At 53.8% G+C, this 18,095-nt stretch carries 11 protein-coding genes and 12 pseudogenes; 17 read left to right on the top strand and 6 right to left on the bottom strand.

Annotated features, from left to right (window positions below):
- Positions 1–32: 32 nt before the first annotated feature.
- Positions 33–237, top strand: a pseudogene (locus K0F75_RS21925) (IS630 family transposase); the annotation flags it as partial.
- 71 nt (positions 238–308) lie between these two features.
- On the opposite strand, the pseudogene K0F75_RS25945 reads toward K0F75_RS21925, so the two are convergent.
- Positions 309–639, bottom strand: a pseudogene (locus K0F75_RS25945) (DUF4158 domain-containing protein); the annotation flags it as partial.
- 674 nt (positions 640–1,313) lie between these two features.
- Here K0F75_RS25945 and K0F75_RS21920 point away from each other — a divergent pair.
- From K0F75_RS21920 to K0F75_RS21870, 10 genes and pseudogenes are all read left to right on the top strand, one after another.
- Positions 1,314–1,510 (top strand): annotated as a pseudogene (locus K0F75_RS21920) (IS3 family transposase); the annotation flags it as partial.
- 79 nt (positions 1,511–1,589) lie between these two features.
- Positions 1,590–3,119 (top strand): annotated as a pseudogene (locus tag K0F75_RS21915) (IS3 family transposase).
- Positions 3,120–3,157: 38 nt separating this feature from the next.
- A pseudogene (locus K0F75_RS21910) lies at positions 3,158–4,131 on the top strand (IS3 family transposase); the annotation flags it as partial.
- 183 nt (positions 4,132–4,314) lie between these two features.
- A complete protein-coding gene (locus K0F75_RS21905; protein WP_219064063.1) occupies positions 4,315–4,851 on the top strand; it encodes a hypothetical protein in 537 nt (178 codons plus the stop codon).
- A 275-nt stretch (positions 4,852–5,126) separates the two neighbouring features.
- Positions 5,127–5,279: a hypothetical protein gene (locus tag K0F75_RS21900; protein ID WP_219064062.1), complete on the top strand. Its 153-nt coding sequence runs from the start codon at positions 5,127–5,129 to the stop codon at positions 5,277–5,279.
- Positions 5,280–6,409: 1,130 nt separating this feature from the next.
- On the top strand, positions 6,410–6,691 hold the full coding sequence (locus K0F75_RS21890; RefSeq protein WP_219064061.1) for a hypothetical protein: 282 nt from the start codon (positions 6,410–6,412) through the stop codon (positions 6,689–6,691).
- A gap of 165 nt (positions 6,692–6,856) precedes the next feature.
- Positions 6,857–7,153 (top strand): integration host factor subunit beta, encoded by a 297-nt coding sequence (gene ihfB / locus K0F75_RS21885; RefSeq protein ID WP_219064060.1) that lies wholly within the window; start codon positions 6,857–6,859, stop codon positions 7,151–7,153.
- A gap of 24 nt (positions 7,154–7,177) precedes the next feature.
- The gene (locus K0F75_RS21880; protein WP_219064059.1) at positions 7,178–7,420 is read left to right on the top strand and encodes a lipopolysaccharide assembly protein LapA domain-containing protein; all 243 of its coding nucleotides are present in this window, start codon (positions 7,178–7,180) and stop codon (positions 7,418–7,420) included.
- A gap of 335 nt (positions 7,421–7,755) precedes the next feature.
- Positions 7,756–9,239: pseudogene (locus K0F75_RS21875) on the top strand (MBL fold metallo-hydrolase RNA specificity domain-containing protein).
- A gap of 450 nt (positions 9,240–9,689) precedes the next feature.
- Positions 9,690–11,153, top strand: a complete 1,464-nt coding sequence (locus K0F75_RS21870; RefSeq protein WP_219064058.1) for a mannose-1-phosphate guanylyltransferase/mannose-6-phosphate isomerase — start codon at positions 9,690–9,692, stop codon at positions 11,151–11,153.
- A 257-nt stretch (positions 11,154–11,410) separates the two neighbouring features.
- Here K0F75_RS21870 and K0F75_RS25940 read toward each other — a convergent pair whose 3' ends face one another.
- Together K0F75_RS25940 and K0F75_RS26345 are read right to left on the bottom strand one after the other, a co-directional pair.
- On the bottom strand, positions 11,411–11,728 hold the full coding sequence (locus tag K0F75_RS25940) for a hypothetical protein (protein ID WP_257604463.1): 318 nt from the start codon (positions 11,726–11,728) through the stop codon (positions 11,411–11,413).
- Positions 11,729–11,745: 17 nt separating this feature from the next.
- Positions 11,746–11,979 (bottom strand): annotated as a pseudogene (locus K0F75_RS26345) (transposase); the annotation flags it as partial.
- An 83-nt stretch (positions 11,980–12,062) separates the two neighbouring features.
- On the opposite strand from K0F75_RS26345, the gene K0F75_RS21860 reads away from it, so the two are divergent.
- The 4 genes and pseudogenes from K0F75_RS21860 to K0F75_RS21845 all read left to right on the top strand — a co-directional run bounded on the left by K0F75_RS21860 (position 12,063) and on the right by K0F75_RS21845 (position 15,135).
- A complete protein-coding gene (locus K0F75_RS21860) occupies positions 12,063–12,260 on the top strand; it encodes a hypothetical protein (RefSeq protein ID WP_219064056.1) in 198 nt (65 codons plus the stop codon).
- Positions 12,261–12,638: 378 nt separating this feature from the next.
- A pseudogene (locus K0F75_RS21855) lies at positions 12,639–13,422 on the top strand (transposase); the annotation flags it as partial.
- A 105-nt stretch (positions 13,423–13,527) separates the two neighbouring features.
- A pseudogene (locus tag K0F75_RS21850) lies at positions 13,528–14,286 on the top strand (transposase); the annotation flags it as partial.
- Between the two features lie 375 nt (positions 14,287–14,661).
- Positions 14,662–15,135 carry a hypothetical protein gene (locus tag K0F75_RS21845; protein WP_219064055.1) on the top strand — a complete coding sequence of 158 codons (474 nt, stop codon included), beginning with the start codon at positions 14,662–14,664 and terminating at the stop codon, positions 15,133–15,135.
- A 48-nt stretch (positions 15,136–15,183) separates the two neighbouring features.
- Here the strand turns inward: K0F75_RS21845 and K0F75_RS21840 are convergent.
- Positions 15,184–16,130, bottom strand: a pseudogene (locus K0F75_RS21840) (IS30 family transposase); the annotation flags it as partial.
- Between the two features lie 301 nt (positions 16,131–16,431).
- On the opposite strand from K0F75_RS21840, the gene tnpB reads away from it, so the two are divergent.
- Together tnpB and K0F75_RS21830 are read left to right on the top strand one after the other, a co-directional pair.
- Entirely contained in the window at positions 16,432–16,791 is a 360-nt protein-coding gene (tnpB, locus tag K0F75_RS21835) for an IS66 family insertion sequence element accessory protein TnpB (protein ID WP_257604462.1), read from the top strand.
- Positions 16,792–16,808: 17 nt separating this feature from the next.
- Positions 16,809–17,162, top strand: a pseudogene (locus K0F75_RS21830) (transposase); the annotation flags it as partial.
- A 423-nt stretch (positions 17,163–17,585) separates the two neighbouring features.
- Here the strand turns inward: K0F75_RS21830 and K0F75_RS25935 are convergent.
- Positions 17,586–17,726: a transposase gene (locus K0F75_RS25935; protein ID WP_257604461.1), complete on the bottom strand. Its 141-nt coding sequence runs from the start codon at positions 17,724–17,726 to the stop codon at positions 17,586–17,588.
- A 156-nt stretch (positions 17,727–17,882) separates the two neighbouring features.
- Positions 17,883–18,095, bottom strand: a pseudogene (locus K0F75_RS21820) (transposase); the annotation flags it as partial.

Here is an 18,095-nt window from a genome sequence, read left to right as displayed (position 1 = left end):
TTCTTGGTTATCACATCCTTGGAGGCGAACAGATGAGCACCCAAGATATTGTCCCGCGTCCCGAAGAACACACTGAGCTAAGTCGCCGTACATGGTCTGCTACCATCAGTCAGCGTGACGGCCGTCGCGCCGGAGTGATCCTGTTGGCCGCCGAAGGTTGTTCGCGGGTGAAGTAGCCTGCTTGGTTGGGCTCTCTCTCTGAGCTCGGTCACTCTTTGGTGTCAGCGTTTTCAAGAATAGCAACTAGACGGTTTGATCTACAAGCCAGGGCGCGAGTCGTCGGCATCTCACCAGCCGCGGCCAGCGCATAACCAGGTGCTGTTGCTGCCCGCTTTGGTGGTCAGCAGCTCATCAGGCTTGTTACAAAGCGCGATAGACTCGACACGGTTTCGGAGTAGGCTCGATCACCATCACCCGCTGCTGACGCAGGTTCTCCAGGGCCTGCGCGGCCAGTAACAGATCTTTGTCGGTCTGCTTGGCTAGGTCGGGGAACTCGCGTACCAATACGATAAAGTCCGACAGCCCTAACGGTAGCAAGCCCAGATAGGTACGCAGCTCCTAGGCGTGTTCACGGGGGGTGACATCGTGCTCACCGTACTTCGCCCAACTTTCGGGCGCTGCCTGAACCTGTCGCTCCACCTACTAAATGAGCACCGGATGCTTGAGGGCCAGAGACATAATGCGCATGAGACAGCCTGCAACAGACGTTCAGTAGGCTTAACCGGAAAGCGGGATGTCGCACAGAGGTAGGCTTTCTTGCTCTCGAAGGGTTGGTTCGCGCGCAGCAATTTGGTTAAGATAAAATCCCATTTCCGAAACCCATATAGAACCCGGGCCCGAAATTGAAAACCGTAATTCGTATCGCCGTTGACCTATGGAGCGGCACCAAACTAGTCATCCCGCTGATAGCCATCCTACTGTGCTGCTGGCTGTTTGTTTCCCTAATCACTTCTGGCTCGACATTCGGAGATGCGCTGGCGCTGGGAGTTTCAGGAAATGATCTTACCCAAGATGACCTTATTACCCGGTGCATCCTCCTCATCTTTTTCGTTCTATTTTCCATCGCCTTTTCGGGTCACAAGTTGCGGGTAGCCGCCGAACGTGCAGTATGTGGGCCCGTCGTTTGCGCTACGTGCCGCAACATAGAAAAACGTTATGGCCCAACGGGCCCCCGGTGTAAGGCTAGTTGTCGCCTGAGCTGATTTATCAAAACGATAGATCAGGGACCTCAAAGAGAGCTGTAATGTCGAGCTATTCATCTGAGCGTAAAGCGGCCCTTATCTACAAATTGCGGCCCCCATCAAAACATGTCCGTGGCCGAGTTGGAGCGCGAACTGCGGCGCAAGGACAAGGCACTCGCAGAAACCGCCGCGATCCTGGTGCTGCGAAAAAAGATGAATGCCTTCTGGGGAAACGACAGCGAAGACGTCTGACCTCGCTGCCAGAACGGCAACAACTCGTTGAACGTTTTAGCCAAGCCGTTGCTTCTGGTGCACGCAAAACTATTGCCAGTGCCCCCGGTGTCAGGATAGTTGTCGCCTCTGCGAAATTTCCTGAAAAAGCATATCGGGGGCGGAAAGAGTCTGGTCGTGACGTATTATTCACCCGAACGCAAAGCCGCATTGCTGAAGATGCTGCTTCCCCCGTTTAACCTGTCGATGGCCGAGGTTTCTCGGCGCGAAGGGGTTAGCGAGATATCTTTGTATAACTGGCGCAAGAAGGTCAGTGCTGAAGGAATCGCAGTGTCAGAAAACAAGCAACCCTCCGAGAACTGGTCGGCCGAAGCCAGATTCGCTGTTGTCCTTGAAACCGCCAGCTTGTCGCAGATCGAGCTGAGCGAGTATTGCCGGCGCAAAGGCCTTTACCCTGAACAGGTCAGTGCCTGGCGTCAGGCGTGTATCACCGGCCAGCAAACCGTTCAGACCCAGCAAAAGGTTGATCGCGAACAAGCTCGCAAAGACAAGAAACGCATCCAGGACCTTGAGCGTGAACTGCATCGCAAAGACAAGGCGCTCGCTGAAACAGCCGCGTTGTTGGTGCTTCGAAAAAAGCTCAACGACTACTGGGGGACCTACAACGAGGACAACTGACGTCTTTACCGCAACGGCAGTTGCTCGTGACGTGGTTGATCGAAGTCATCGTCGCCGGGGCGAGGAAAATCAGGGCTTGCGAGGAGGTCGGTCTATCGCAGCGGACCCTGCAACGCTGGACCGAGGCCCAGACTGTTCAGGCCGATGCTCGAACAACAGCCGTGCGACCAACGCCGCGTAATGCGCTGAACGAGGCTGAGCGACAGCCCCGAGTACGCCCATCTGCCGCCGAGCCAGATTGTGCCGCGCCTGGCCGATCAAGGGCGTTATCTGGCGTCGGAAGCGACGTTTTATCGCGTCTTGCGGGCGGCGGGTCAACAACAGCATCGAGGCCGTGGCCAGCGACCCAGACGGCACGCGGCGCCGACGACGCATGCCGCCAAAGCGCCCAATCAGGTGTGGTCGTGGGACATCACGTATCTGCCGTCGCCGATACGCGGCAAGTATTACTACCTGAATTTGATCGAAGATATCTACAGCCGCAAGGCCGTGGGTTGGGAGGTCTACGAAGAATAAAGCGGCGAGAAAGCCGCTGCGTTACTGCAACGCAGCGTGATCGGCGAGCAGTGTTTACGCGAGCCGCTGGTGTTGCACTCCGACAATGGCGCGCCGATGAAGTCGGTGACGCTGTTGAGCAAGATGTACGAACTGGCATCACGCCTTCGCGCGGCCGACCGCGGGTGAGCAACGATAATCCGTACTCGGAATCGCTGTTTAGAACGCTAAAATACTGCCCGCAATGGCCGCAGGGTGGCTTTGCCAGTTTGGACGCTGCACGAGGTTGGGTGAGGGATTTCATGCGCTGGTACAACCAACGAACACAGGCATAGCCGTATCCGCTTCGTCACGCCGTCAGAGCGCCATCGCGGGGTGGATCATCAGATCCTGGCTCGACGGCATGACCTGTACGAACGAGCCCTGGAGAAGAACCCGGAACGCTGGTCAGGTCAGACGCGAAACTGGGAGCCAATAGGAACGGTGATGCTGAACCCGGATCGGGAGGATCAGGACGAGAAAAGAGCGGCATAGTTAGACGGTTGATGCGACAAGTACCTTGAAACACGCCGAGTGCGGAGATCGGGCTGTCGCTGCGCAACCTGCAACGCGGGGCCCTGACACCCGTTATGCAGGCCGATGTGCGCACCACCACATTACGCCCGCAACCGCCCAATGCCCTTAGTGAACAGGAGCGTTGCGCTATTTTGAGGTCTGCAATAGCTCGCCATTCGTCAGCCTGCCGCCCAGCAAGATCGTCCCGATACTGGCCGATCAAGGCCGTTATCTGGCCTCAGAGGCAACCTTTTACCGCGTCTTTAGGGCAGCTGATCAGCAGCACCGACGTGGCCGCAGCCATGCACCGCACAAGCATGCTGCGCCGACTACTCACCGCGCAACCACAGCCGATAAGGTCTGGTCTTGGGACATCACCTACTTGCCATCGCCAGTGCGTGGGAAGTACTACTACCTGTATTTGATCAAGGACATCTACAGCCGAAAGGCTGTGGGCTGGGAGGTTTACGAGTAAGAATGTGGCGAGTTGGCGGCCGAACTGATGCAGCGCACGGCCCTCACCGAACGCTGCGCCGGACGGCCCTTAGTGCTGCAGTCGGACAACGGCGCACCGATGAAATCGGTGACGCTGCTGAGCAAACTGTACGAACTCGGCATCACTCGGTCACGAGGGCGACCACGGGGGAGTAACGATAATCCCTACTCAGAATCGCTGTATATAACCCTGAAATATTGCCCGCAATGGCCTACTGGTGGTTTTACAGATTTGGACGCGGCACGTAGCTGGGGGCGCGATTTTATCCGCTGGTACAACCACCAGCACCGCCACAGTCGCAACCACTTCGTGACCCCGGCGCAGCGTCATCGAGGCGAGTATCAAGAGATCTTAGCCAAGCGTCATGCGCTGTATCAACAAGCACGCAATCAGCATCCACACCGCTGGTCGGGTGCGACACGCAATTGGCAGCCCATCGGCGTTGTCACACTCAATCCGGAAAGGGAGTTGCCGACACTGAAAATAGCCGCATAAAAACACAGCTGACGCGGCAACTACCTTGCAAAACGCCGGCAGATCGTAGCAGCCATTCGGGATACAACAGTCGCAAACGGTGAGCTCAAGGTTCCGGGCTACGCAACGGGAGGCCTTATTTTCGGGGCGGGCACCGGCACCAGTGACAGCATTTTTTCTCGCCTATCCAATGGTGAGTAGCTAATGCCAGTAACTCCATTACCAGTGCTTGACCGCACGGCAGCGACGTTCAAAACCGATACCGATACGTTCTTCGGAACGCAACTTCCAGCATTCTCGGTTGAGATGAATAGCGTTATCTTCTCGGTATCTTCCAGCGCCATGGCAGCAGATGTCTCAAAGGCGTCCGCAGCTATAAGCGCAACCTCTGGCTGCAAGCGCCGCCACAGCAAATACGCAGGCAACCACTGCAACTACCAAGGCTTCAGAGGTATCGACGAGTGCATCGACTGCACTACGCAGGCGACCACCGCAACAACTAAAGCGACGGCAGCTTCGACCAGTGCAACTAACGCAGCCAATAGCGCTACTTCCGTTGCAAACTCCGCAGCCTCAATTTCAAGTGGGCCGGTAACCAGCGTCAGTGCGAAAACCGGCGTCGTCGTTCTGATCAAGGGCGATATCGGGCTGGGCAGCGTAGACAACGCCCGCGACGTAAACAAGCCGGTATCAGCCCCCCCCCAGCTGGCAGCCATGCACGCAGTCGCCCTCTCTTTCTAAGGAGTTATCATGTCCAAGACATTCACCGCACACTACGCACAAACTTCAAAGTCGTTAGCTGCGGTAGTCACTGCTGCGCTTGGCGGGATTGGCACTGGTACGGTTACAGGTGCCGTCCTTGTAGCTACGGCGGCGCGGATGGCTCCATTGTCACTAAGCTGATGGCCTTGCCTCGGGCAACTGCCACAGTATCATCGCTGGTTCTGTTTCTGGCGAAATCGGCAACTCCATCTGTCTATTCGACGATCGACTCCGAGCTTCTTCCGGCCTACACGATGGCGACCACCACAGCCATTCCTGAAACTTCATTCAGTAACATCAGCGAGTCCACGCCGATCCGTCTTGAAGCTGGCGACAAGTTGTACGTTGGCACGCAGGTAGCGCTGGTTGCCGGTATCGTCTTCAAGGCTGAATGGATGGACTACTGATGAGCGTTCGTGAGCTGGGGAATGGGCTGGGGAATCCGTTGGGGCGAGGTCGTACTAATTACTAATATAGGTGTGAAGACACTAAGGATCGACTGCTCGGTATCAGCAAGCGCGGTGATGCGTATCTGCGAACATTGATGGTGCATGGTGCAGCGCTCGGCGCTGCCCACAGCCAAATCCAAAGAGGATCGACTCAGCCAGTGGGCCATTCGTTTAGCCGAGCGATCGCATCCCAATGTGGCCGCTATTGCGCTGGACAACAAAACTGCACGTACGGCTTGGGCGATGCTGCGTCAAGGCACTGATTACCAACCAAATCAGACAGCGGCCTGATCTATTTACCCGACGTGTTCTACGAGAAAAACAACTCTTAACCACGATTGCGAAGCAACCTGAACGATGGCAAACCGGTCGAACCGGCGTCGGCAAAACCCTCGAATGTCCAAGTGCGAAAAGCACGAAAAAGCGATCGGGAGCCGTCGCGCGAATAGCCCATCATGGCCCCGCATCGAAACGATGCCGTATTTAGAGGCCGAATATACGTGTGCGGTCGGCACGGGCGCCAAAGCGAAGGGGCTTGCAATGAGGATGAGTCCACATAAGCGATTATGGCTTGATCACCACCATAGAATCTCCTATATACACATCAAAAGCATTGCCCTCACTGTCCCAGCCTCTGCCCGGAGGGCGGAGATACCCTCTTGACCCTCAATGAGCAAGCGTCAGTTTAGGGTCAAACGGCTTCCCTGACTTAAGCACAACATAAACGATATGCAGCAGCTTACGCATTGTCGCGCTGCAACCGGGGTCTCGATTCTGCCCGGAGGGCGTGGAAGCTGACTCGTCTGCGAAGACCATCCAACACTCTCCACCTGCCGCACCTCAATCCTGGCCAACCTCCTGCCGCAGGTGGTTTTCGCCATGAAACGCACCATGGCTTTCGCGTCAAATTAAAACCCGTCGTGGTGGGTCATTTACTTCGGCAGGGTGGGTCAGTTTTGGACTGGTATTGATACGTACGATTAACACATCACCCCTCCTGTCTTCTAACAAGACAAGCCCTCCGAGTCACGGCTAGACTGACGTATCTACGAGTTGTCGCAGGGCACTCGACCCGCATAAGGAAATACATGAGCCGTATCATCATTGTTCTCGCCATACTCGCCCTCACAGGCTGTGCCACCTCCCATAAAACCAAAGTAATACGTGGCCAAAGCGGATTGATGGTCGAATGCTCCGGGATGACCTCCAGTTGGGACAGGTGCTACGCCCGCGCGACCCGTGTATGCAACCCCGGTGGCTTCAAAGTCCTCAGCAAATCCAGCGACGTCAAAGAAGATCCGGACGACTATCCATTCGGGTGGAACCCGGCCGGCTATTTCACCCGGCGTATGCTTGTGGTCTGTAATTGACCGTTTGAACTCTGGATATGCACCAGAAAATGTCATAAATGAAGGGAACTTCACGGTCCACCAATCATCCTTCATGTAAGTCAATACTCGGACTGTTCAAATCCTTCCAGTCATGCTAAAACCTTCGGAGCGCTTATCTAGCTGCTTGAAAAAGAAGGGAAAAATATGACGAAGTCGGAGTTGATCGATCGAATTGTTACCCATCAAGGGCTGCTCTCATCCAAGGATGTCGAGCTGGCTATCAAGACCATGCTTGAGCAAATGTCTCAATGCCTCGCCACCGGTGATCGCATCGAGATTCGGGGCTTTGGCAGCTTTTCTTTGCACTACCGCTCACCTCGCGTAGGGCGCAACCCAAAAACCGGCCAATCCGTGAGCTTGGACGGCAAATTCGTCCCTCACTTCAAACCGGGTAAAGAGTTGCGTGATCGGGTCAACGAAGACGAAGAAGAGGGCCTCTAACGCCTCCAACAAAAGGAGTGGCAGATGTGGAACTTTAAGCGCGTAATGTTGGTTGTAATCATCCTGCTGATCGTTTTGGCGACGGTGGTGTTCGTGCTGGAAAATCAAAAAACCGTTTCCCTGGTCTTTCTCGGCTGGTCAGCGCCAGAGCTGTCGGTAGCTGTCCCCGTGATTGTGGCCTTGTTGATCGGGATGATGATCGGCCCCTTTCTGGGTTGGGTCATGTCCCTGAGTAAAAAGAGCAAAAAAACCATCAGAGCTGTCTGAGTCGGACGGTGTTTAATCGCTACGTAAATCGCGATACGCAGCGATTACCCCTGTGAACAGTTTCAAAATGTCTAGCGTCTAAAAAACGCTCATCCAAATCCCCGAGCCGTCCCCTTCCCATGGCTCGCCAGTGTCCTCCCGCCCCACGCATAAAACCTGCTGACACTTAAGCGCGTCAGCTCTCACCAGATAAGCGAAACCTCAGATAACCACCGAAAGAATTTGTAAAACGTTAAAGACTCGTCCAAGCGTGGGGTCCGGCTATGCTTGCGCGCTTTTTGTGGGCGGATACGGCGGAGATCGTCTTTTACTCAGCAATATCGAGAGGAGCTCTCATGCTCTACCCGGAAATAATTCATCACGGCGCCACTGAGGTGTCACCGGTTCATGCCATCGGCTGCAAGTGGATGCAGTGACCAGTCTGTTTCGACTGCGGCTTGTCCCAGGGGGAGGAAAATAAACAAGGGAATGTGGCCGCCAACTCAATGGCTGTCGATTTTTCCGTAGAAACCGTCAAGGCCCTGATCATCACCCACGTGCATGCCGATCCCGTGGGGCGTATCCCGAATCTGCTGGCCGCTGGCTTCAAAGGCCCGATTCTGTGCAGCGAGCCTTCGGCCAAGCTGTTACCGCTGGTGTTGGAGGATGCGTTTTAACTCGAACATGGCCGCGATGAAAAGCAGGTTGAGCGTTATCTCAAACTCATCGAGCAGCGGACGATCGCGCTTCCCTTCGGCACGTGGTTCAGCCTGGCGCAACCCCCAGAGCTTTCCTGTCGTGTTCGTCTGCAACGTGCCGGGCATATCCTCGGTTCGGCTTACGTGGAATGCGACATCGAATACCCCGCCGAAAATCGCAATAGACGTGTGGTCTTCTCCGGCGATCTGGGTGCCTCTCATACCCCATTGCTACCAAGCCAAAAATCACCCGAAAGGGCAGACGTGCTTGTGCTGGAGAGCACTTACGGTGATCGCTTGCATGAAGAACGCAGCACACGGCAAGCGGGGCTCGAAGACGTCATTGATAAGGCTCTGGCTGACCATGGCACCGTATTGATACCGGCGTTCAGCATAGGGCGAACCCAGGAACTGCTCTACGAAATCGAAAACATCCTTCACCGTAAAGCACTTCTGAGTAAGGATTCAGACAGCGAGGGGAGGGCTGCGGGAAGTCCAGCGTCTGAGCAATATCCAGAAAGCCGGGTACTGCCGATCAACTGGCCTCAGCTGCCGATTATCCTCGACTCACCGTTGGTCAGCCGGTTTACCAAGGTCTATCAGGAACTTGATGAGTTCTGGGATGCTGAAGCCACGGAGCGATTAGACAATTGCCGTCTACCTCTATGCTTCGACCAACTTATCACCATAGACAGTCACGCAAAGCACCTGAAAACGGTCAACTACCTCGCCAGCACCGGCCGACCCGATATTGTCATCGCGGGCAGCGGCATGTGCTCCGGTGGTCGAATCGTCAACTACCTGAAAGCCATGCTCGGTGACAGCAGGCACAATGTGCTGTTCGTCGGCTATCAGGCCAAAGGCACGCCAGGCGCAACGATTCAGGCCCATGGTCCAAAGGCTGGATATGTCGAGCTTGATAGTAAGCGCTTTGCTATCAGCGCAGGCGTTACCACCCTAGGTGGCTACTCCGCTCACGCCGATCAGCAAGGGCTGGTGGATTTTGTCACCGGTATGAGCGAATAGCAGAGGTGCGGCTGTTGCATGGCGAAGATCAGGCGAAAAAGGCCCTGAGCAATGTTTTGCAAAGGAAGTACCTGCTAGCGAAACGTAACCTCGAGGTGGTGATACCGGGTAGTTGAGGATGACGCTCCAGCGGGGCTACCTGAAAGGTCCTGGCTGGAGTTTGGTTTCCGAGAAGCCTGTCGTGTGGAATCCATTTCGAAGATTGCAGCAGCTATAGGGGTTTTTCTAAGGTGCCATGTTGTCCTGTTCTGATTCTAGTAAACCGAAAATTGATGGAGGCATTGGTTGATGTTATTTTGGCATCAATATGTTGTGCTACCTGTCTGAATTCATTGGGAAATAGCTTTAGGCGCTCCCGAGACATTAGTAAAATCTAGCGCTAGCTGTAGAATGCTTCCCCAAATATCAGCGCTCATACCTGTGCTGCGAATCTCTTGACAGGCTAAAGTTTTCCACGATACGCATTTTGTGTGTTTCGTGTCGTAAAAGCTGCGTCTAGATCACGGTTATATAACTCATACCTCTTTGGGTGTTTACATTCCTGAAGAAGGATCAAGGATTTTGAAATGGAATTGATTCCCGTAATTTTGTCTGGCGGAGTAGGTAGCCGGCTGTGGCCGGTTTCTCGCGAGGCTCATCCCAAGCCGTTCATGTATTTGCCGGATGGGCAGAACCTCATTCAAAAAACCTTCCTGCGTGCATCTCGACTGGAAGGGGTGGTTGAAGTTCTCACTGTGACTAATCGTGAGCTTCTGTTCAAAACTGAGGATGAATACGGCGCAGTGAATGCTGCCAAACATCCTCAAGGTTTCATTCTCGAACCCTTCGGGCGTAACACCGCTGCTGCTGTTGCCGCTGCTGCTCTTCAATTAGAAGAGACCTATGGTGCCGACGCCTACATGCTGGTCTTGGCTGCCGACCACCTGATCCAGGATGAGAAAGCCTTTGCCGCTGCCGTGGTCAAGGCGATGGCACTGGCCTCCGAGGGCTGGTTAGTCACGTTTGGTATTCAACCGACTTATCCCGAGACCGGCTTCGGCTACATTGAGGCTGACAAAAGCGCTCGGCTGAACGGTGGACTGAAGGTTGCGCGCTTCGTTGAGAAGCCAAATCTTGAAACTGCCGAGAATTATGTCAGTGCTGGCAACTATTACTGGAACTCCGGGATGTTTTGCTTTCGGGTCGGTACTGTCCTTGAAGAGTTAAGGCAGCACGCCCCTGACGTGGTGGCAGCTGTTGCCAATACATTGGAAAAATCGCGCCTGACCTCTGCCAAGAAATACCGTTGCCTTGCGCTTGACCCAGAGGCTTTTGCTGGCGTTCCAGACATTTCAATCGACTATGCCTTGATGGAGCGCTCCGCCAAGGTAGCGACCATCCCGTGCGACATCGGTTGGAGTGACATCGGCTCATGGAATGCGGTGAGTGAGCTGACCGCCCCAGACGAAAATGGCAACCGTTTCGAAGGCGAGGTCGTTTCACACGGCTCGCGAAACAACTACGTAAGCAGCGAAGATCGGCTAACCGCGTTGGTTGGCGTCGAAGACCTGCTCATCATAGATACGCCCGATGCTGTTCTGATCGCTCACAAGAATTATGCTCAGGATGTGAAGCATATCGTCAAGCAGTTGAAGGAAAGCAGCCATACCGCGCATCTGCTGCATCGCACAGTCCATCGCCCGTGGGGCACATACACTACACTGGAAAACGGTGAGCGGTTCAAGATCAAGCGTATTGTGGTCAAGCCGCAGGCTTCTCTCTCCCTGCAGATGCACCATCACCGCAGTGAGCACTGGATTGTCGTCAGCGGGATGGCCTTGGTGATAAACGACCAGGAAGAGCTAATGCTCAACACCAATGAATCGACGTTCATTCGTGCAGGACGCAGGCATCGTTTGCAGAACCCTGGTGTCATAGACTTGGTTTTGATCGAAGTACAAAGCGGTGATTATCTGGGCGAAGACGATATCGTTCGTTTTGAAGATGTCTATGGTCGGGTCGACAGCTATACCGCGCGCGGTCACAGTTGAGGTTTCCTTAAGTTGTCAATTATGCCAGCCCACGGGCATGGCACCTTGGGTATACGATCCGCAAAGTGGTGGGAACGAGATTCTGCCACAAATTCACGATGCTCTCCGCCAGCAGGCGGAGACTTTCGCGAGTACGCGCGAGTGGTATCCGCGAATGCAGCGGAGTCTACGGTTTAAAAACCCAATTTTGTTACGTGGATACGATTGAAAGGGGGAGATGACCGACTATTTCCCTTATGTCGCTTGCGCCACTTCCATCAAGATAGTTGGAGTTTGGCGTTGTTTACATACAGCGATGAGCGCCATTCGCTGTCCCCTTTTTCAGACGGGAAATGGGAGGGGACATTCGAGGCCGCGTTGACGACATGCGAACCCTTTATCCTATAGCGATAGATCAGGCGGTGTGTTGAAATTGCTCCGGCGAAAAAAACTGGAAATTTAGGGTAAGAAACGACTGCAATTTTTCCTGATGCGTATGATTCATGATCGTTAGAAATGTCGTGATGCTTTTTTGAAATAGCGTGAAATTTTCGTGATAAACGCAATACAGGCATTCTTTCTTGACGAGCTTCCACAGCCGTTCAATGAGATTGAGGTTCGGCGAATATGGCGGGAGAAACAGTAAATCGACGCCCAACTCCTTCGCAAGATTCATTACCAAATGACATCGCTGATACCGTGCGTTGTCGAGAACGAGCGTGACAGGGAGCGTCGCCTTTTGGGCGACCTCCCGGAGCAGCTGGCACACTTGCACTGACGTGATGAAAGTATATCGTTCGTGATCGTGTGGAGCTCTTTGGTGATGGTATGTTACGCCCCAATACATTGAAGCGTTGTCGTCCACTTGGTGTTTTCACAAACATACGGGTACAGCTCCACAGGTAACCGAGAAAGGCGCTGAGGCGCGAAGTGCGCCGCGTCGACAAAGTACAGATCCCGGTTCCCCTCTTTGGCTTGCGTCAGCAGGGGCTGCAGTTGATCGTCATGGAATTTTTTCTCAGCTTCGATATTGGCTTTGGCAGGAATGCTGTTGACCTTCCGGTGGCGTACACCCAAGAATTTTATGTATGCACGGATTTGTGTGTTTTTAACGTAAGCGCGCCATAAAACCCACACTCCAACTACCAATTAAAGCCTTACGCTATGCTCCCGATCTCTCTCTCTGGAGCCGCACCGTCGTGATGCGTCCAGACGCCAAAGTTGAAAAGTCTATGGTCACCTCCTTTTTTGCAACACTGATCAGTGATGATTAGTTGGCTTGCCTAAATCTATCCCGCGTCTGGTTGGAGCACGCTCCGCGCCACGATGGGAGTCGCGCCCGGCCATCCTTAAAAGTGTATCGGCTTCAAAAGCCGATTTTCAACACAGGTTCTTTACCAGGCCGGTGGGCCGCTGGAGGTGTTTGGGAGTCCCCCGGTGTCAGGCTAGTTGTCGCATGAGCTGATTTATCAAAACGATAGATCGGGGGCGTAAAAGAGACCTGCAATGTCGAGCTATTCACCTGAGCATAAAGCCGCCCTTATCAACAAATTATACTGCCCGCTCAAAACATGTCCGTAGCCGAGTTGTCGCGTCAATAAGCATCTCCCAAGCCACCCTGTATGCTTGGCGTTCCAAGCTCAAAGCAGGAGGCGCAGTGGTGCCAGGAGATAAAAGCAGCGCCGATAATTGGTCGGGCGACGCCAAGTTCGCAGCGGTGTTGCACACGGCCGCGCCGAGCGAGATCGAACTCAGCGAATACTGTCGCAGCAAGGGTTTGACCCCGAGCAAATCAGCGCTTGGCGGCAGGCCTGCATCAGTGGCCAGCTCTCAGCCCAGGCACAGCGTCAGTCCGAGCGAGAACAGGCTCGTGCCGACAAGAAACGTATTGCCGAGTTGGAGCGCGAACTGCGGCGCAAAGACAAGGCGTTGGCGGAAACCGCCGCGATTCTGGTACTGCGAAAAAAGATGAATGCCTTCTGGGAAAACGACAGCGAGGACGTCTGACCTCGCTGGCAGAACGGCAACAACTCCTTGAGCGTTTTAACCTAGCGGTGGCTTCTGGTGCGCGCAAAATGCTCGCCAGCGCAGAGATCGGACTAGTCTGCAACGCTGGGCCCTGACACCTGTTATGCAGGCCGATGTGCGCACCACCACATTACGCCCACGACAGCCCAATGCCCTAAGTGAACAGGAGCATTGTGCTATTTTGGATGTCTGCAACAGCTCGCCACTCGTCAGCCTGCCGCCCAGTCAGATCGTCCCGATATTGGCCGATCAAGGCCGTTACCTAGTGTGCTATCTCGAAATAAACGTTCCCGCAAGGCGGTCATATCCATCTGATTTTTATGAAGAAAAGCCAAGATGAAAAATGACTTTATTCTGATACTGCACACTAGCTTCAGGGGCGACCTTTTACCGAGTCATCAAAGAGGCTAATCAGCAGCATCGACGTGGCCGCAGCCATATACCGCACAAACATGCTGCGCCAACTACTCACAGAGCAACCATCGCCAATCAGGTCTGGTCTTGGACATCACCTACTTGCCATCGCCGGTACGTGGGAAGTACTACTACCTGTATTTGATCGAGGACATCTACAGCCGAAAGGCCGTGGGCTGGGAGGTTTACGAGCAAGAAAGCGACGAGCTGGCGGCGCAACTGATGCAGCGCACCGTACTCGCCGAAGGTTACGCCGGGCGACCCTTGGTGTTGCATTCGGACAACGGCGCGCCGATGAACGTCGGTGACGTTGCTGAGCAAACTGTACGACTTGGGCATCACCCCGTCACGCGGACGACCACGGGTAAGCAACGATAATCCCTACTCAGAATCGCTGTTTAGAACCCTGAGATATTGCCCGCAATGGCCCACGAATGGTTTTGCAAATGTGGATGGGGCTCGCCGCTGGATGCGTGATTTTATCCGCTGGTACAACCATCAGCACCGCCACAGCCGCATCCGTTTCGTGACCCCTGCGTAGCGTCATCGAGGCGAGGATCAAGAGATCTTGGCCAAGCGTCATGCCCTGTATCAGCAAGCTCGTAATCAACATCCACATCGTTGGTCAGGTGTGACGCGCAACTGGCAGCCCGCCGGGGCCGTCACGCTCAATCCAGAGAGGGAGCTGTCAACACTGAAAGTAGCAGCATAAAACTACGGATTATGCAACAACTACCTTGCGAGGCGCCGCCTGCATAGACCATACTTTGGCAGTTTCAGCGGGGTTCGCCAATACTGGGCTCGGTGAACGGCCGAGTACGCGACGGATCGTTTCGGCCTAAAGGGCGGGGTTACGTCCTCGGCGACGCTTCTTGACGCTGGCACCCGCAGATGATCGCAGCCGAGCATACGGCTTGCTCTTCTGGTTTGAGAACAATATGTTGGGGGTTACTTACGCTCCTCACAGCGCGGAATGAAAGAAGAAGCGTAGACAAGGCCGCAGAAAAATTATTTAGGAAATAGTACACTCTGTGTGTGCATCATGAAAATTAGTATAATAAACAACAAGTTTCCGGAGAGTTAACCTGTGGAAAGTCCGTTGGGGCCTAAAGTCAAGCCGTTTATTGCCATTATGCAGCCAGAGCTTATAGATGCATTGCAAGATCTTGCTAAATTAAATTACCGCAGTGCAAATGCGGAGTTTATTGTTGCGCTTGTCGACTATCTCGGTGGAAGCTTTAAATTTAAGATCTTAAAAAAATCCTTGTCAAAAAATATTGGCGCTAAACGTACTGCAGCGGCTCTCCATAATATCCACTACCACCGTATTGAAATCACCGGACTGGAAAAAACTATATTTCGACTGCCTATTGATTTACATTGCGCGCTGAAAAAAATAGCATCGACACATCGAATTCCCATGAAACACATTATCGCGCATGTAGTTGTGTCTTGGGTAAACGAAAACTATGAGCTTGAACGACTGATTTCAGAATTTAATTTAGAGGACTCCTGCCATAATAGTGCTTTCACAGCGGAAAGCACTGGCCACCAAACATGAGGGCAAGCACGCAGGATAAATAGCTTTGCCATCATAAACGCGTTGACTTCAAGTGCCCGATTGAAGGGCGGTTGCAGGAGCTGAGCGCAACACGGCTATAGGAGCCTCATGTTGCAAGCCCATCAGCTGAGTGAATACCTCGATCGGACAAAGCCAGCTAAATCGCTTGCGTGATCGGATGTTCAGCAAATACGCAAACTTGTCCAACTCCTCTTGGGTGTACTTGGACAGGTCGGTTCCCTTAGGCAAAAACTGGCGGACACGGCCGTTGGTGTTCTCGTTGGTGCCGTGCTGCCAGGGGCTGTGCGGATCAGCAAAGTAAACAGCGATGCCCGTCTTTTGAGTGAGTTCGGCGTGTTTGGCCATTTCCTTACCCTGGTCATACGTCATGCTTTTACGAGCTGCCAGCGGCATGCCATTGAGCGCCGCGCTAAACCCTTCGACCGCCGCCGTCGCGTCATTCATTTTCACCAGCATCAAATAGCCGCTGGAGCGTTCAATGAGCGTCCCGACCGCCGAGGCGTTGTTTTTCCCCTTGATCAAGTCGCCCTCCCAATGCCCCAGCATCAAACGGTCTTCAACTTCCGGCGGCTGCAGATGAATACTGACCATATTGGGAATCTGGCCGCGACGGTCAACGCCCCCAGCGCGGTCCACGTGTACTCTTGCCTTGTCGCAGACACTGCACCAGGTCCTTGCGCAACTCCCCCGACGGGCATCGCATAGATCGCTTTATAGATGGTTTCCCGGCAAACGTAGGCTTCTTCGAAATTGATCTTCATGACGCGCAGCTTGCCCGCGATTTGTTCTGGAGAAAAGCGTTCTCGAAGCAAATGAAGCACCAGCTCGAAACGTTCATTGCCCATGACCAATTTTCTGGCGGGGCGGCAAACTGTACGGTGCTCGTGAGTGTGAGCTTATGCGACGTGGGCAACGTAACCCCCATTGATGGACCGATTACGACGAAGCTCGCGGCTGATAGTAGAGTGTTGCCGCTGACCGAAAATCTATGGTCACCCCATTTTTTGCAATACTGATTAACGGATGAAGTGGTTGGCTTGCTTAAATCTATCCGGCGTCCAATTGGGGCTTGCCCCGCGCCACGATGAGAGTCGCGCCTGGCGATCCTTAAAACTGACGCGGCTTCAAAAGCCGATTTTCGGGTCAGGATCTTCGTCAGGCCGGTTGGCCGTTCACATCATCTTTTGTTCGTAAGGGATCCATGAACCCCACATTCAAAGCCGTCATCTGATCTCCGATGCTGTACTCCCGAATTCTCTCAGGAGCCAGCACGTCATGATGCGACCCGACGCCAAAGTCGAAAAAGTCTACCTCTACCCCAAGCCTGTGGACTTCCGAAAATCCATTGATGGCCTGGCCGCCTTGGTCGAACTTGATATTAAAGTCGCCGTGTTCGACCCCGTGCTTTTTGTCTTTCTGAATCGCCACCGTAACCGAGTGAAAATACTTTATTGGGAGCGCAATGGCTTTTGCCTTTGGCTCAAGCGCCTAGAGTCGGAACGTTTCAAAACATCACCCGATGCCACCGACGAGGCCATCGTGTTAAGCGTCCAGGAATTGAACAGGTTACTCGACGGTTTTGATCTGTGGGGTAACCGCCCCTATCAGGTTTTGACTCCAAGATTTGTCGCCTGAAGGTCATAATCCGCGGCATGATTTCCATGCCTGACAACCTTCCTGATGACCCAGTGCTTCTCAAGCAGATGCTGCTTGAGAAGTACGAAGCGCGTGCACGTGATCAGGAAGTCAAAGAAGCTTACCAGACCCATATCGTTGATCTGAAAGAGCAGATCAAGTTGCTGCGTGACCGTATATTTGGCCGTAAGTCCGAACAAACGGTCGAGCCCAACACGCCGCAATTGGCGCTGTTCAACGAGCCCGAAAGTGAACCGATGCCCGCCGTCGAGGATGCCGATGAAGAAGTCGTTGCTCCAGCTCCACGCCGTGGCAAACGCAAGCCACTATCTGCTGATCTGCCGCGTATCGAAGTCATCCACGAATTGCCTGCCCTGAGCGCATTCCCATACGGTTCAACGACGCAGCAATGTCTTGATCTGACCATCGGCCTGCCATACTGCCGATCACCGCGAGCGCCTCATCTGGCGTGCGACAGCCATGCTCGCCTGATTTTGGCTTGCGTACTCGCAACTGTGAGTGCTGACCTCCCTGCCAATGAATGGTCAAAATGACTTCGCGATTCTCTTCGTCAATATCGGCAACAATATTGGCTATCAAAGTGCGCGTCAGTTGCTGACGTGCGCGCATGGTAACGCCCGGTGCGTTCCATGCTGCCTGGAGGTCTTTGGCTAGTCCGACAAAGTCAGGAGTGTCGGCGCCTGACATCGGTGTGTTTATGCTCTCTAATCGCACCTCGCAGTCTTGCACCCGCCGCAGTGCCGCTTCCCAACTCTTCTCGAGCTGTGCCGCAATCAGGCGGTTATCCATTTGCGAACCAGGTTGGCGTTGATGCCGTGCCGCAAGGCTACGCTGGCGATCGAGACGCCAGGTTGCAGGCATTCCTGAACGACCTGGGTTTTAAAAGATTTGGAATAAGAGCTTCGTTGGCGCATGGCAATCCTGACGATAAGGGCGATGGTGTCCACGTATTTTAAAGTGCACACCATGTCTTGGCTTTGTTGAGCGGGCTAGATGACTTGGCCGGACGGATACAGAACATCGCCCTTATGGCTGGGATCAGGTAGGTGACTTTACCGGCCGGTTACGCAGAAACTACCGTCGCGCAAGAACACAGTAATGTCCCTGAAAAACCGCTCGACCATGTTCATCCAGGAGCTTGAGGTCGGAGTGAAGTGCACATGGAAACGCGGATGTTTCGCCAGCCAAGCCTTCACTTTTGCGTGTTTGTGCGCCGCGTAGTTATCCACGATCAGATGCAGTTGGAGGTGTTTGGGCGTTTCCTTGTTGATTTTCTTGAGGAA

The sequence above is a fragment of the Pseudomonas sp. UMAB-08 genome (assembly GCF_900095225.1).
Classification (GTDB): Bacteria; Pseudomonadota; Gammaproteobacteria; order Pseudomonadales; family Pseudomonadaceae; genus Aquipseudomonas.
Note: the sequence above shows the minus strand (reverse complement) of the source record. Positions and strands in the feature narration are given on the sequence as shown.